General features: G+C 40.5%; 15 protein-coding genes. 4 read left to right on the top strand and 11 right to left on the bottom strand.

What is annotated here, in order from left to right:
• Positions 1–110: 110 nt before the first annotated feature.
• The 8 genes from ftsZ to CDG59_RS03240 all read right to left on the bottom strand — a co-directional run bounded on the left by ftsZ (position 111) and on the right by CDG59_RS03240 (position 9,057).
• Entirely contained in the window at positions 111–1,292 is a 1,182-nt protein-coding gene (ftsZ, locus tag CDG59_RS03275) for a cell division protein FtsZ (protein WP_005156855.1), read from the bottom strand.
• Between the two features lie 166 nt (positions 1,293–1,458).
• Positions 1,459–2,721, bottom strand: coding sequence for a cell division protein FtsA (gene ftsA, locus CDG59_RS03270; protein WP_087543588.1), 1,263 nt, complete (start codon positions 2,719–2,721; stop codon positions 1,459–1,461).
• 65 nt (positions 2,722–2,786) lie between these two features.
• Complete coding sequence (locus CDG59_RS03265; protein ID WP_087543586.1) at positions 2,787–3,644, bottom strand: cell division protein FtsQ/DivIB; 858 nt, start codon at positions 3,642–3,644, stop codon at positions 2,787–2,789.
• A gap of 6 nt (positions 3,645–3,650) precedes the next feature.
• Positions 3,651–4,577, bottom strand: coding sequence for a D-alanine--D-alanine ligase (locus CDG59_RS03260; protein ID WP_087543584.1), 927 nt, complete (start codon positions 4,575–4,577; stop codon positions 3,651–3,653).
• Positions 4,578–4,623: 46 nt separating this feature from the next.
• Positions 4,624–6,069 (bottom strand): UDP-N-acetylmuramate--L-alanine ligase, encoded by a 1,446-nt coding sequence (gene murC, locus CDG59_RS03255; RefSeq protein ID WP_087537055.1) that lies wholly within the window; start codon positions 6,067–6,069, stop codon positions 4,624–4,626.
• Positions 6,070–6,082: 13 nt separating this feature from the next.
• Entirely contained in the window at positions 6,083–7,180 is a 1,098-nt protein-coding gene (gene murG / locus CDG59_RS03250; RefSeq protein WP_087543583.1) for an undecaprenyldiphospho-muramoylpentapeptide beta-N-acetylglucosaminyltransferase, read from the bottom strand.
• A gap of 226 nt (positions 7,181–7,406) precedes the next feature.
• A complete protein-coding gene (gshB, locus tag CDG59_RS03245; protein WP_087543581.1) occupies positions 7,407–8,351 on the bottom strand; it encodes a glutathione synthase in 945 nt (314 codons plus the stop codon).
• A gap of 223 nt (positions 8,352–8,574) precedes the next feature.
• The gene (locus CDG59_RS03240) at positions 8,575–9,057 is read right to left on the bottom strand and encodes a glutathione peroxidase (protein ID WP_087543580.1); all 483 of its coding nucleotides are present in this window, start codon (positions 9,055–9,057) and stop codon (positions 8,575–8,577) included.
• Positions 9,058–9,236: 179 nt separating this feature from the next.
• On the opposite strand from CDG59_RS03240, the gene CDG59_RS03235 reads away from it, so the two are divergent.
• Both CDG59_RS03235 and CDG59_RS03230 read left to right on the top strand, forming a co-directional pair.
• The gene (locus CDG59_RS03235) at positions 9,237–9,689 is read left to right on the top strand and encodes a MarR family winged helix-turn-helix transcriptional regulator (RefSeq protein WP_087543578.1); all 453 of its coding nucleotides are present in this window, start codon (positions 9,237–9,239) and stop codon (positions 9,687–9,689) included.
• Complete coding sequence (locus tag CDG59_RS03230) at positions 9,690–9,911, top strand: DUF3565 domain-containing protein (protein ID WP_087543577.1); 222 nt, start codon at positions 9,690–9,692, stop codon at positions 9,909–9,911.
• On the opposite strand, the gene CDG59_RS03225 is transcribed toward CDG59_RS03230, so the two are convergent.
• Together CDG59_RS03225 and pyrE are read right to left on the bottom strand one after the other, a co-directional pair.
• Positions 9,877–10,671, bottom strand: a complete 795-nt coding sequence (locus CDG59_RS03225; protein ID WP_087543575.1) for a hypothetical protein — start codon at positions 10,669–10,671, stop codon at positions 9,877–9,879. The two genes, CDG59_RS03230 and CDG59_RS03225, sit on opposite strands and share 35 nt — an antisense overlap.
• Before the next feature lie 289 nt (positions 10,672–10,960).
• On the bottom strand, positions 10,961–11,611 hold the full coding sequence (pyrE, locus tag CDG59_RS03220) for an orotate phosphoribosyltransferase (protein ID WP_061393106.1): 651 nt from the start codon (positions 11,609–11,611) through the stop codon (positions 10,961–10,963).
• Positions 11,612–11,652: 41 nt separating this feature from the next.
• Here pyrE and CDG59_RS03215 point away from each other — a divergent pair, with 41 nt between their 5' ends.
• Complete coding sequence (locus CDG59_RS03215; protein ID WP_087543574.1) at positions 11,653–12,477, top strand: exodeoxyribonuclease III; 825 nt, start codon at positions 11,653–11,655, stop codon at positions 12,475–12,477.
• A 440-nt stretch (positions 12,478–12,917) separates the two neighbouring features.
• Entirely contained in the window at positions 12,918–13,268 is a 351-nt protein-coding gene (locus tag CDG59_RS03210; protein WP_087543572.1) for an arsenate reductase, read from the top strand.
• Between the two features lie 57 nt (positions 13,269–13,325).
• Here the strand turns inward: CDG59_RS03210 and CDG59_RS03205 are convergent, their stop codons facing one another.
• Positions 13,326–13,763: a DUF2147 domain-containing protein gene (locus CDG59_RS03205; protein ID WP_005156909.1), complete on the bottom strand. Its 438-nt coding sequence runs from the start codon at positions 13,761–13,763 to the stop codon at positions 13,326–13,328.
• Positions 13,764–13,816: the final 53 nt, after the last annotated feature.

Raw genomic sequence — 13,816 nt, 5'->3', positions numbered from 1 at the left:
CCATGACAACTTCATTTGCAAAAACCGATATAACTTAGCATATTTTGCCATTTTAAAAAAATAAAAAAGGGAGCAATTACTTACCCCCTTTCTCTAAACATATGATTTTATTATTTACGCTGCTGATTTTTCAGATAGTCTTGAATACTCATTGGCGATGAACGTGGTGTAGAACTTGGCGCTGCTGTAGCAGGTGCGTCTACATTTGCACGTTTACTGATCGCCGGAACATCATCTTCATCTACAGGTTGTTGGGTTTTAGCGATTGTTGTTGGCGTATGAGTTACTGTACGTTTTTTGGGTTCGGTATCATTGGCATTACGTGTCAAACCTGTTGCAATTACAGTCACACGCAGCTCATCACGCGAATCTGGGTCAAATACCGTACCATAGAAAATTTCACCTTCATCCAAATCAACAATCTGGTTGACTACTTCTGAAATAATGTCAATTTCGCGTCCAGTAATATCTTCGCCACCTGTGATATTCACCAATGCACCTTTTGCATTAGTGAGATTCACATTATCAAGCAACGGGCTACGGATAGCCTGTTCAGCCGCCTGACGAGCACGATCTTCACCACGTCCTGTACCCGATCCCATCATTGCGTAACCGCGAGTACTCATAGCTGTTTTCAGATCAGCGAAGTCGAGATTCATATGACCATGGTTCACTACAAGATCAAAAATACTCCGTACCGCATTAAGTAATACATCATCTGCCTTTTTATAAGCATCTTTCATTGAAATATCACCATAAACGCTGAGTAAGCGTTGGTTTGGAATAATAATCAATGAATCAACATGCTCTTCTAAAGCTTCAATACCTTTTTCTGCTAACTTTTGGCGGCGGCGACCTTCAAAATTGAACGGGGTCGTTACCACACCCACGGTCAAGATGCCCATTTCTTTGGCGACCTCTGCAACCACTGGAGCGGCACCTGTACCAGTACCACCACCCATACCCGCAGTGACAAAGACCATATCTGTGCCTTCAAGGTGCTGGCGAATCACTTCACGACTCTCTTCACCAGAAATTTGCCCCATCTCTGGTTTACCACCACAACCTAAACCACGGGTACTTTGTTCACCAATCTGAATTTTAAAAGGCGCATTCATGCTATCGAGTGCCTGTTTATCAGTATTGGCACAAATAAATTTTACACCTTGGATATCTGATTGCACCATATGTTGGACGGCATTCCCACCACCACCACCGACACCAAATACTGTGAAACGGGCTTGACCGTTGCCATCGTCTAGTTCATCTTCTACCAATTCAAATGAGGTCATGACCTTTAGATTTCCTAATATATAAAATGGCAGTCACTTCAGCCCGTTACTGCCCTGATTTTTAAAACAACCGATGTTAAGATGCTGTTCAATAATAGCTAGCTTGTCAAGTACAACGGCTCACTATTACAACTTCCTAACAAATTTTCCCCAAAATACGTACAACTTAAAATATGGCTTTTAATTTGCTATTTAATGCATTCCAACCATTGGTCACTCGATCCATAAAACTTCGATCATTCGATTCTTCTGGTTCTTCTACTGCATCCTGCAAATCACTTTGGCTAAACATCAATAATCCTGACGCTGTCGCATACATCGAACGACGTAATGCAGCAAGATGTTGGTCTTCAGCGTAGACCTGTAAAGGTGGATTACCTAAATGTGCAGATACTCCAAGCATACGACGTGCCAAATTCACCATACCTTCAATTTGACAAGCATCACCTGTGAGTACTACACCATGATATAAACCATATATTGCCCCACTATGCTCTAACTCTTCACGAATTAATGTAAAGATTTCTTCATAACGCGCAATAATAATTTCTGCAAGCTCAATACGACTAATGGTCTGCTGTCCATCAATCGCTTGCACTTGAATCATATGGTCAGGTTTCACTACACTGAGATCAACACAACCATGTAAAATTTTAATACGTTCAGCTTCTTCAGTGGTCGTTTGTAAAACCGCTGCAATATCGCGGGTCACATTTTCACCACCACGTTGCAAGGTACGTACTAATGCTAAACGACCATCTAAATATACTGCGATATTGGTAATCCCTGCACCAATATCAACTAAGCATACGCCATATTCTTTTTCATCTTTGAGCAAACTAGCTTCAGCCGTAGCTAAACTAGATACCACCATTTTCTCTACCCCGATATTCGCACCTTTCATGGCACGATCAAGGTTTTGCATGGTATTAATCGGCATCATCATCAATTGATAATGCCCAGTCATGCTATGAGCCGACATATTGACTGGGTTCTGCACCCATTCAGCCGAATCGCCCAACTCGAAGCCTAATGGAACAGCACTTGCAAAATAATAATCTGGCGATACATGGCTCGCTTTGGCTAACTCTAATGCTCTAACCACTTCATTTGTCGTAATAATATGATCATGATTAGCTACTGGTGTACGGCCTGATGCGTAAAAACTTTGCAATTCAGTACTTGGAATTGACACCCATGCGCTATGGATACGACACTCCGCCATATCTTCGGCTTCAGAGACTGCATTTTTAATCGCAGCAATCACCTTATCCAAGCTCACAATTTTGCCTTTAACCATGCCTCGGTTGCGAGCAGTTGCCATGCCAATCACTTGGATCTTATCCGGTGCATGGACCTTACCAATCAAAACTGAGACTTTATGCGTCCCAATATCAATCGCAACAACTGAGGAAACAGCTTCACTCATTACTTCATTACCATATCTTTTGTTGTTTAGTACGGGCAAACTGCCTGTTATTTTCAAGCCACGTATTATGGCTTTGCCTGAATTGCCCCTGCAAGGCTTGTGTCATCAATCGTTACAACTAACTGACCGTTGACAATCTTTGGCGGGATTGCGTTTTTCCATTGAATAGCCAAGCCATTCCGATAACGCAAATCAATTGCTGAGATTTTCGACCATACAGGTTTGAGATCCGTTTGTGCCAAATGGCTTAAGCGTTGAAGCTTGTTCATGGTTTGATCTTGATCAACAATAATCCGTAGACCTGAATCAAACTGCATAAACCACGTCATTCGCTCGGTTAAATACAATTCTTTTAATCTTAAATTCGCTGGATGAAACAGTTGATTAATTTCATTATAGCGACGCATCATCATTTTGGATTGGCTGACCGGCCCATGTAAAAGTGGCAAGTTTGGATGTACTTTTAATACAGCTTCACTAAAGACATCACCATTATCACTGAGCAAACGCCCTGTTCCCCAACGCGCAATTGCGTGACGCGGCATAACTCTTACACGAATCCCATTCGGCCAAGCTCGTGATACCACGACACGGTCTACCCAAGACACTTTTAACGCCTGATCTCGAATTTGTTCTAAATCGGAAGTGAAATAGTTATCTTTGATCATTGGACTTAGATATTGCACTAACTGCTGATTTTCAATATCCGAATTAGTCCCAACCACCTGTAATTGTGCGACTTTTGCATCAGTCATCACTTTATATAAGCCATATAGACCAATTGCCAATACAATAAAAGCAATGATCAACAACGCCCAGCCACCCGCATTCACCATTTTTTGTTTCTGTGAAGGCGGTTTCTCATGAATCGAGCTGATGGCAGGTCGTGTTTTACGACGCATTGATGCAGGAAGTTGAGCCATGAATAATTAAGCCGACTTTGCTAAAGTTTGCTCTAAAATTTCTAGGCAAAGCTCATCAAAACTATAACCGACCGCTTGTGCAGCTTTAGGTACAAGCGAGTGGCTGGTCATTCCCGGTACGGTATTGACTTCTAACAACCAGAAATTGCCTTGCTCATCCTGCATTGCATCAATACGACCCCAACCTTCTGCACCGACTGCTTGGAAAGCACGTAGACACACTGCTTGTAAGCTTTTCTCTTCGTCTTCGCTTAAACCACAAGGAATGCCATATTCCACGTCATTGCGTTGATACTTTGCCTCATAGTCATAGAAAGCCACGTCTGCGGGTGGTTGTAAACGAATCACAGGCAACGGCTGACCATTCAAGAATGAAATGGTGAATTCACGACCCGTAATCCACTTTTCAGCCATTACCACAGCATCATGCTGTGTCGCTTTTTCGATTGCAGCCGCAAAATCCTCTGCTTTCTCAACCTTGCTCATCCCGACACTCGAACCTTCGTGCACAGGTTTGATAATCACAGGCAAACCTAAATCCGCAATAACTGCATCCAGATCTGAGTCTTTCGTAATGATGCGGTATGGTGCGGTTGGTAAAGCACTGCCCTGCCAAATTTGTTTGGTTTTGACTTTGTCCATCCCAATCGCAGAACCCTGTACACCCGTACCTGTGTATGGAAGGTTTAACCACTCCAACACACCTTGGATCTGACCATCTTCACCACCACGACCATGCAATACGATAAAAGCACGATCATAACCGACCAACTCAGTCACGCTTCGCTCTTGTGGATCAAATGCTTCTGCTTGCACACCTGAGCGCAACAAAGCCTCTAAAACGGCTTGACCACTATCCAATGACACAGCACGTTCAGCTGACTTCCCACCAAACAACACAGCAACTTTGCCGAATTTTGCAGCATTTGACACGTTTATATCCTTAAAACTGTAAAACTTTTATATTCACGAAAATAAATTATTTGGCATACAAACGATGCTGAGCCAATTCTACCGAAATTGCACCCACGTTACCCGCGCCTTGTGTTAATAACAAGTCATTCGCTTGTAACACTTTTTGTAAAACATTCGGCAAATTGCCATCAACTGGATCAACTAGAATCGGTTCAACTTGACCACGTAGACGAATACTGCGTGCTAAAGCACGGCTATCCGCCCCCACAATCGGTTTTTCACCCGCTGGATAGACTTCCAGTAATAATAGTTGATCCACTTGTGATAACACATCGACAAAATCATCAAAACAATCACGAGTACGACTAAAACGGTGTGGTTGAAACAACATCACCAAACGACGGTCTGGATGGCTGGCACGCGCTGCTTTAATGGTGGCTTCTACCTCTTTCGGATGGTGACCATAGTCATCCACCAATTTCACCAAGCCTTCGCCCACTGCAAATTCACCTTGAACTTGGAAGCGACGCCCCACTCCACTAAAGCCTTCTAAAGCACGGCAAATCGCACCATCAGAAACACCTTCATCAGTTGCCACACCAATCGCAGCCAATGCATTCAAGACATTATGCAAACCTGGCTGATTGATGGTGACACGTAATGGCTCACGATCTTTACGCAGTACAGTAAAGTGCGATTGCATACCTTCTTGTAACACATCCACAGCACGAATATCGTTATCTTCACCAAAACCATAGGTCAACGTTGGACGACCAATACGAGGAAGAATTTCACGGATATTGGCATCATCACCACAAACGACTGCCAACCCATAGAATGGTAAATTATGTAAGAACTGAATAAAGGTATCTTTTAACTTATCAAAGCTACCTTCATAGGTGTCCATATGATCTGCATCAATATTGGTCACGATCGCAGCCATCGGTTGCAAATACAAGAAAGATGCATCTGACTCATCAGCTTCTGCTACGATAAAACGGCTTTCACCCAGTGCCGCATTTACCCCTGTGCTATTCAGCAAACCACCAATCACGTAAGTTGGATCTAGATTTTCTTCTGCCAGCATCGTCGTTAATAAACTGGTAGTTGTGGTTTTACCATGCGTTCCAGCGACTGCAATACCATGACGGTAGCGCATTAACTCCCCTAGCATTTCTGCACGACGTACAATTGGGGTACGTTGTTCAATCGCAGCTTTAATTTCTGGATTTTCAGGATCAATCGCAGTTGATACCACGAGCACATTGGCATTTTTAATATTTTCAGCCGAATGCCCAATATAAACTTTAATACCATTGCTTTCGAGTTGCGCTGTGGTCTTTGAGGCTTTGATGTCTGAACCAGAAATTTTATAACCTTGATTGGCTAATACCTCGGCGATACCACACATCCCCGCACCACCAATCCCAACAAAGTGGATATGTTTAATACGGCGCATTTCTGGCACTTTGATGAGCTTTTTGGCTTGGTTTGGATTTGTTGGAGACATAAATAAACTCGAATTACAATTTTTTAATCAGATCAACCACATGCTGAGTTGCATTCGGTTGTGCTTGTTGACGTGCTTTAATTGCCATTTCAGACAGTAGTTGGCGATTTAATAATGTGGCTAACAACTCATCTAAAACAGCGGGTGTCATGTCTGCTTGTTGACAAATCTTCGCAGCGCCGACATTTGCTAAAAATTTCGCATTTGCAGTCTGGTGATCATCCACTGCAATAGGCAGCGGAACAAATACTGCAGCAAGACCAGCAGTTGCGACTTCTGTAACCGTTAATGCGCCAGCACGGCAAATAATTAAATCAGCGTCACTGTAGGCTTTTGCCATATCATGAATAAAAGGCTCAACCTGAATATTTAAATTTGCAGATGCACCCTGATAACGTTCACGCGTAACCTCTTGCTGATTTTGACCACATTGATGAAACACATTCAATGGAACATTGACCTTTTTCAAAGCTTCAGGCAAACGCTCATTCAGTGCTTGTGCACCAAGTGAACCACCAACAATCAAAATATTCAGTGGTAATTGTGCTTGCTCACGGGTTTGATAACGCCATGATGGGTTCAAAATCGCTGTAATTTCAGCACGCACAGGATTACCTGTAGTCACGACTTTATCACTAGTTGGGAAAGTATTTGGAAAAGCCTGACACACGGTCTTGGCAATACGTGCCAATTGGGTATTGGTAAAACCTGCAATCGCATTCTGCTCATGAATTAACACAGGAATACCGAGTAAACGCGCTGCTAAACCACCGGGTCCAGCGACATAACCACCGAATCCAGCAACAGCATCAATATTAAGCTGCTTCATGTAGCGCATTGCGCTTAAGGTCGCTTTTAAAATTTTAAATGGCGCACTCAGCTTACGTAAAATACCATTACCACGTACGCCTTGAATATCAATTTGATAAATCGGAATATTTTGATCTTTGAGTAACCGATTTTCCATTCCCGTAGGCGTTGCTAGCCAAGAGACTTGGCAGCCATCCTGTTGCAGTTGTTTGGCAACAGCAAGCGCAGGGAAAACATGTCCACCTGTACCAGCGGCCATCATCATGACATGTTTAGGTTTGTTCTGTGGTGAATTGGTCACGGTCTAATTCTTCAACTCAAAAGAAGGTTATCGTCTATTGTTTTCGGAAGTTATTCTAATCCTAAAGCTTCATTCACGAAAAGCGAATTTCACCTGTTTACAACAGAAAGCTGAGCTTTTTTTAATTCTTTGTTGAAAACAAGGTTCTGCCAATATCCAAACGCCCATTTGCACATAAATTTAATCCAAATACAAACGGGCAGTTTGGTCAAAAAATGGCGTAATCTTAGCTGTTTCGCCCTGCTTCTAGCACATCAAATAAATTATCTGCAATCGAGGTACCAAACTGAGCATCAATCTCACGAATACAGGTTGGACTCGTGACATTTATTTCAGTGACATAATTACCAATCACATCAAGACCGACAAAAACCAAACCTTTTTCACGCAGGAAAGGTCCTACTTTTGCCGCAATCAATTTATCATTTTCAGTGAGTGGGCGCGCTTGACCTAAACCACCTGCCGCCAAATTACCTCGGACTTCACCATTTTGCGGAATACGCGCTAAACAATATGGAATCGGCTCACCATTCACCATCAAGATTCGTTTATCCCCTTCAACAATTTCAGGAATATAACGTTGTGCCATGATCGGACATGTGCCCATTTCGGTGAGCATTTCCAGAGTTGAACCGATATTTACGCCATCTTGATATAAACGGAAAATCCCCATTCCACCCATTCCATCGAGTGGTTTTACGATCACATCGCCATGTTCTTTAATAAATTCACGAATCAGGCTTTGTTGTGAAGTCACTAAAGTGGGCACTTGAAGTTCTGGGAATTGAGTTGCAAATAATTTTTCATTGCAGTCGCGTAAGGATTGGGGTTTGTTAATAATCCACGCGCCTTCACGTTCTGCTTGTTCCAAAATATAAGTGGTATAGACAAAATTCATGTCAAATGGCGGGTCTTTGCGCATCAACACCACATCGTAGTCAGCCAATGACTCTTTGCGCTTGTCACCCAACTCATAATAATGATCATAATTTTCAAAGACTTTAAGCGGTGCAATCAGACCAAATGCTTTACCTTGATCAATATATAAATCGTGTTGTAATGCATAACCCAATTCATGCCCGCGACGACTTGCCGCCCATAACATTGCCATCGTGGAATCTTTCTTAAGATTTACCGTTTCGATTGGGTCCATCACTACAAGTACACGCATAATTTGACGCTCGTATTTTTAATCTTGGCAAAAAGTATAGCGAAGTTTAGTGATGATGTTTAAACAAGTTATGTAATTCTTAAATCTAAAAAATTCTAATTTATTCAGATCACTAGATTCTATTTATTTTAATAGACGATTTTCTGAGTGATAAAAGTTAAAAAATTACTGGTAGATGATTTCGATACCAGTAATTTCTAAAGCATTCAATTTTATATTCAACTTATGCCAAGAGTTTTTGAATATCTTTGCTAATTTTTTCAGGTTTAGTGATTGGTGAATAGCGTTTGATGACTTCACCATTTTGGTTAATCAAAAACTTGGTGAAATTCCATTTGATGCTTTCACTACCTAAGATGCCTTTGGCTTCTGAAGTGAGATATTTATAAATCGGATGCGCATTTGAGCCATTCACATCGACTTTTGCAAACATTGGAAATGACACACCATAGTTACGCTGACAGAAGCTGCCAATTTCTTCGTTGCTTGATGGGTCTTGGTTAGCAAACTGGTTACACGGAAAGCCTAAAACCACTAAACCTTGTTGTTGATAGTCCTGATATAGCTTTTCCAAACCTTCAAATTGTGGGGTTAAGCCACATTGGCTTGCCGTGTTCACCACCAATAAAACCTTGCCTTGATAGTCTGCAAAGTTCTTTTGCTCGCCTTCTAAAAGTTCAGCCTGAAAATCATAAATTGTGGTCATACAACATCTCGCTCTGATTCAATCCATCTTATTTGCCTAATAGCTTTGTGTAGTTGTTCAGCTATGCGAATTAATATTGCACACAATTATATTGTACGCAAGTTAATTATGTGCAATATACTTTTTTTATTAATCAAACTATACTGTGAGTTCGCAAAGATGACGTTGAGGAGCAAAGCATGACTGAATTTTCTTACTTGGATAATCAAGTGTGTTTTGCGATGTATTCCGCGACCAATGCGATGATTCGTCAATATCGTCCCTTGCTTCAGGAATACGATCTGACCTATTCGCAATTTATTGTGTTGCTGGCTTTATATGAAAAGGACAATGTGACGTTATCTGAAATAGGTCAGAAGACCTTTTTTGATTCGGGCACGCTGACGCCAATTATTAAAAAACTCGAAGAAAAACAGTTTTTAAAGCGTGTTGCGGTGAAAGAAGATGAGCGTATGAAAAAGGTGATCTTGCTTGAAAAAGCACTGTCTGCAAAAGATGAAATTACCTTAATTCCGTTTAAACTCGCCTGCTCTTTGGGTGTGGATCCAAATGATTTGGTGGCAATTCATAATCTATGCCATCGTTTTTTAAAGGGTTTAGAAAGTTCTAAACTCGAAAGTATGAGTGAATAAATGCAACAGGCGATTGTTGGTTTTCATCTGGATGAGGAAGGACATTACGTTGCTGATCTCACTTGTGGTCATACGCAGCATGTGCGCCATGATCCGCCGTGGCAAAATCGCCCTTGGGTGTTGACGGAACAAGGGCGGAATGAGAAGTTAGGTGTGATGTTGGAATGTAAGAAGTGTGATCAAAACACTATTTATTTTGTTTACGAATCTGATGAATTGTAGGTTTTTTTATTAATTTTTTATAATTATGTGTCTTATTTATTCTACCTAATTGCTCATCACGCTCTCGTTTAAGCTTTATTAACCGTAGTTCTCTTTCTAACTCTATCTCGGTCCATTCATTTTTTTCTTCATTAAGTTTTCTCTCTAAAAATGAATAATGTTTCTTTAAATTTTGCTTAATCTCATAAATATCTTTTTGCATTTTTTCTAATGATTGAGGTACAGACTCCTCGAAGGTTTTTCCTAATTTATAAGTATCTCCTAACTCTGATGCATCTATTTCATATTCTCGAGAAAAATATTTCCCATTTAAATCATTAAATTCTACTTTTGCGATTAAAATAGTACTAAAAAAATCACCTACTGTTATATTTCTTTCACCACTCCCATAAAAATTCAAATACCTAGTATTTTTATAATCTAGAGGTGCTAAATAATTAATCCCTTCTATCATAAATGTAGAATCATTGAATATATCTATAATACGTTGGGCTACTTGTATCGAATCATGACTTGACGATGTATGAGGTCTCAAATTAACTTTAAGATCAAAAGCTCCACCTTTACCTGTATTTGTGATCTTTAAGCGGAAAAGGTTAATGTGATGATCAACAGTTTCTAACTTAATATCAACAAAAGGGTCCGTTTGGGCTTTTCTTAATTCTCTATTTTCTCTCCATCCTAAAAATGTAGCGATTGATGCAACGCTTGCAGCGATCGCTGAAAAACTGGCAATTAATAAATTCCAATCGATATTCATTTTTCATTCTAAATATACAAAGCTCTATAAAGCACAGATATTTATTAAAAGTCAACAAGTTATATCTGTTACTAAATTTCATACTTTTTGCGATATACCTATAAATTATTCAAGGCACCTTTTTTGTTTTTCACATATGGTTAGCTCTATCAATTAATTCTTGACCGCAAACCAACTTGAGCTTTTATAGTTGCCTTTTAATCTTAGACACATGGAATGATTGATGAGCAATCAAATAAAACTATTAAAAAAAGGAAGCTTTTGCTTCCTTTTTGCTTACACTTAAAACTTAGATGCCATATTTTTCACGATAAGCCTGCATATTGGCTAAAGCTTCTTTCTCGCCTTTTGCATCCAAATAATCCATCAAATCTTTCATCGTGATTAAAGCATGTACAGGAATTTCGAGTTCTTTTTGTACTTCTTGAATCGCAGAAAGTTCGCCTTGACCACGTTCTTGACGATCTAACGCAACCAACACCCCTGCAATCGTCGCACCCGCATTTTTTAAGATGGTCACAACTTCGCGAATCGCAGTCCCCGCAGTGATCACATCATCAATGATCCAAACTTTTTGCCCTGCAACCGATGCGCCAACCAACACACCACCTTCACCATGATCTTTAGCTTCTTTACGGTTAAAACCCCAAGGAACGCTCTTGCCATGGACTTGAGACAACGCCACAGCCGTCGCCGCAACAAAAGGAATGCCTTTGTACGCAGGGCCAAAAATCACACCAACGTTTTCACACTGAACCAATTTATCGGCATAACCTTGTGCTAACAAAGACAACGCTTCACCGTCATTAAGCAAACCTGCGTTAAAGAAATAAGGACTGACACGACCTGATTTTAAGGTAAACTCACCAAATTTAAGCACACCACGTGATAATGCGAGTTCGATAAAAGCTTGCGGATGAAATGACACAGGCGTTGTCATATAAGGTGCTCCAAATTCTTTAATTGAGGTTAAACAGACGTATGATACCAAAGGATAGCTATCCAAGTGATGTAAAAATTCTTCGAGTGGTTTCAATTAACGTAAATGGTCTACGTTCATCTGTGACCAAAGGTCTGCTTGAGTGGTTAGAACAGTCCGATGCCGATGTGGTGTGTATGCAAGAAAGCCGCATCACCCATGAACAATGGACGCATAAATTTAAACCAGAAGGTTGGTATACGCATCTGTTCCCTGCGGAAAAAGCAGGCTATGCAGGCACAGCCATTTATAGTCGCTTACCCTTTGTCTCTGTACAAAATGGTTTAGGTTTTGAATTGGCAGATTCGCAAGGACGCTTTATCACAGCGGAATTCGATTTAGGTCTGTCACACCCTGTTCATATTGCTTCCTTATACTTACCATCAGGTTCAAGCGGTGAAGATGCACAAGCACGTAAAGATTTATTTTTACTAGAATACGCCAAGATTTTAAAACAATGGCGAGATGAAAATAAATCGATCATCGTCTGTGGTGATTACAATATCGTGCATAAGCGTATTGATATTAAAAACTGGTCAGGCAATCAGAAATCATCTGGCTGTTTGCCACATGAACGTGCATGGCTCGACCATATTTATGATGATTTGGGCTATGTGGATACTTTCCGTGAAGTCCGCCAAGAAGCCGAATTGTATTCATGGTGGTCAAATCGTGGGCAAGCACGTGCGAAAAATGTCGGTTGGCGCATCGACTATCAAGCATGTTCTCCAGACTGGAAAGCACGGACTGCAAATGCTTGGGTGTATAAAGAACAATGGTTTAGTGACCATGCACCTGTGATTATTGATTATAAAATACACGAATAAGTGAACACATGTTCACTTTGACCGCATCTTTAGCTTACATATTATGTCGTTTTTTGTGTATTTTTATTTACCAGCTGTAACGGCATTATAGCACCACGGCACAGGGAAGCGGTCAGGATGACCAGAAGGGATAGGACGCCGTAGGAAGATAAAATAAACTTAGTTTAAGTTTATTTGCAAGGATGAGACATTGGACGTTGAAATGAGACCCGCATGATCAGGAAGATTAAATGCGGGTTTTCTCTTTTTTAGATATTAAATATTTTTCCTCTGCTTTGTATTTAGCCATTTAGTTCAAAAAATAAGAAAGATTTGGTCATTTAATCTACGCTTAATACATAACATCGATTCACTTGATAAAAATTTTCAACTGGTACATTCCCTGCCTTTTAAGTTAGGCTTTAACGCATATCTTTCATTGTGTTGTTATGGTTTTCAGTATGTTTAAAATTTATGGAATTAAAAATTGTAATTCGATGAAAAAAGCCTTTGATGCACTACAGGCAAAAGGAATTTCTTACGAATTTCATGATTATAAAAAACAGGGGATTGATGCCGACACTTTAGCAATTTGGCTAAAAGAGATTGGCGCAGATAAGGTCCTAAATAAAAAAGGTACGACTTGGCGTAAATTAACCGAAGTAGAACAGGCTCATGCAACAAGTAATCAGGAAAATTTGATTGAAACTTTAATTGCTCAGCCGAGTTTGATTAAACGTCCCGTTTTACAAACACCGCAAGGCTTTGTAATTGGCTTTGATGAAGCGACTTATCAAAACCTCTCCGCTTAAAGAAATAAAATAAAAAACCGAGTCACAGGACTCGGTTTTTTTCAGTTCAAACTCAAATTAGTTGGCACGAACCCAAGTCTGGTTACGACCAAGCGCTGCAACACCGATATAGCCACGTAGTTTTAGCTTCTTGCCACCCTCGATCAATTCAGCTTTCAACTTGTAGGTTTTGCCGCTTTTAGGGTCAAGAATTGAACCATTGTCATAATTTGTTCCACCCACGTTCTTCAGGTTACGCACAATCGTCAAACCTTTAAGTGGTTTGTTGTGGTAGGTTCCTTCACATTTAGAACAGGCATCTTCCTGCCCTGGAACTAAATACTTTTGAATAGACGCTGTTAACGAACCGTCCTTTTGCTCAGTAAACTTCACAATCGCCTTTGGCTGCTTGGTTTCATCATCGATTGTCTGCCAAACGCTACCGTTTAATGCATCTGCCGCATTGGCAAAAGTTGTTAAACCGAGCAATCCAAATGCTAAAGCAATTTTCTTCATTTTTGTAATATCCTTAAGGGGTCTTTTCAAGACTAAGAGTATTGAGAATTTCT

It is taken from the genome of Acinetobacter sp. WCHA29 (genome assembly GCF_002165335.1).
In the GTDB taxonomy this organism is placed as follows: Bacteria; Pseudomonadota; Gammaproteobacteria; order Pseudomonadales; family Moraxellaceae; genus Acinetobacter.
This window is presented reverse-complemented; position numbering and strand designations above follow the sequence as displayed.

Excerpts from the sequence above, each read along its gene's own strand:
- CDG59_RS03235 (WP_087543578.1), top strand. The coding sequence starts at position 9,237 with ATGACTGAATTTTCTTACTTGGATAATCAAGTGTGTTTTGCGATGTAT.
- murC (WP_087537055.1), bottom strand. The coding sequence starts at position 6,069 with ATGTCTCCAACAAATCCAAACCAAGCCAAAAAGCTCATCAAAGTGCCA.
- gshB (WP_087543581.1), bottom strand. The coding sequence starts at position 8,351 with ATGCGTGTACTTGTAGTGATGGACCCAATCGAAACGGTAAATCTTAAG.
- CDG59_RS03265 (WP_087543586.1), bottom strand. The coding sequence starts at position 3,644 with ATGGCTCAACTTCCTGCATCAATGCGTCGTAAAACACGACCTGCCATC.
- CDG59_RS03210 (WP_087543572.1), top strand. The coding sequence starts at position 12,918 with ATGTTTAAAATTTATGGAATTAAAAATTGTAATTCGATGAAAAAAGCC.
- CDG59_RS03230 (WP_087543577.1), top strand. The coding sequence starts at position 9,690 with ATGCAACAGGCGATTGTTGGTTTTCATCTGGATGAGGAAGGACATTAC.
- pyrE (WP_061393106.1), bottom strand. The coding sequence starts at position 11,611 with ATGACAACGCCTGTGTCATTTCATCCGCAAGCTTTTATCGAACTCGCA.
- CDG59_RS03240 (WP_087543580.1), bottom strand. The coding sequence starts at position 9,057 with ATGACCACAATTTATGATTTTCAGGCTGAACTTTTAGAAGGCGAGCAA.
- CDG59_RS03225 (WP_087543575.1), bottom strand. The coding sequence starts at position 10,671 with ATGAATATCGATTGGAATTTATTAATTGCCAGTTTTTCAGCGATCGCT.
- CDG59_RS03205 (WP_005156909.1), bottom strand. The coding sequence starts at position 13,763 with ATGAAGAAAATTGCTTTAGCATTTGGATTGCTCGGTTTAACAACTTTT.
- ftsZ (WP_005156855.1), bottom strand. The coding sequence starts at position 1,292 with ATGACCTCATTTGAATTGGTAGAAGATGAACTAGACGATGGCAACGGT.
- CDG59_RS03215 (WP_087543574.1), top strand. The coding sequence starts at position 11,653 with ATGATACCAAAGGATAGCTATCCAAGTGATGTAAAAATTCTTCGAGTG.
- ftsA (WP_087543588.1), bottom strand. The coding sequence starts at position 2,721 with ATGAGTGAAGCTGTTTCCTCAGTTGTTGCGATTGATATTGGGACGCAT.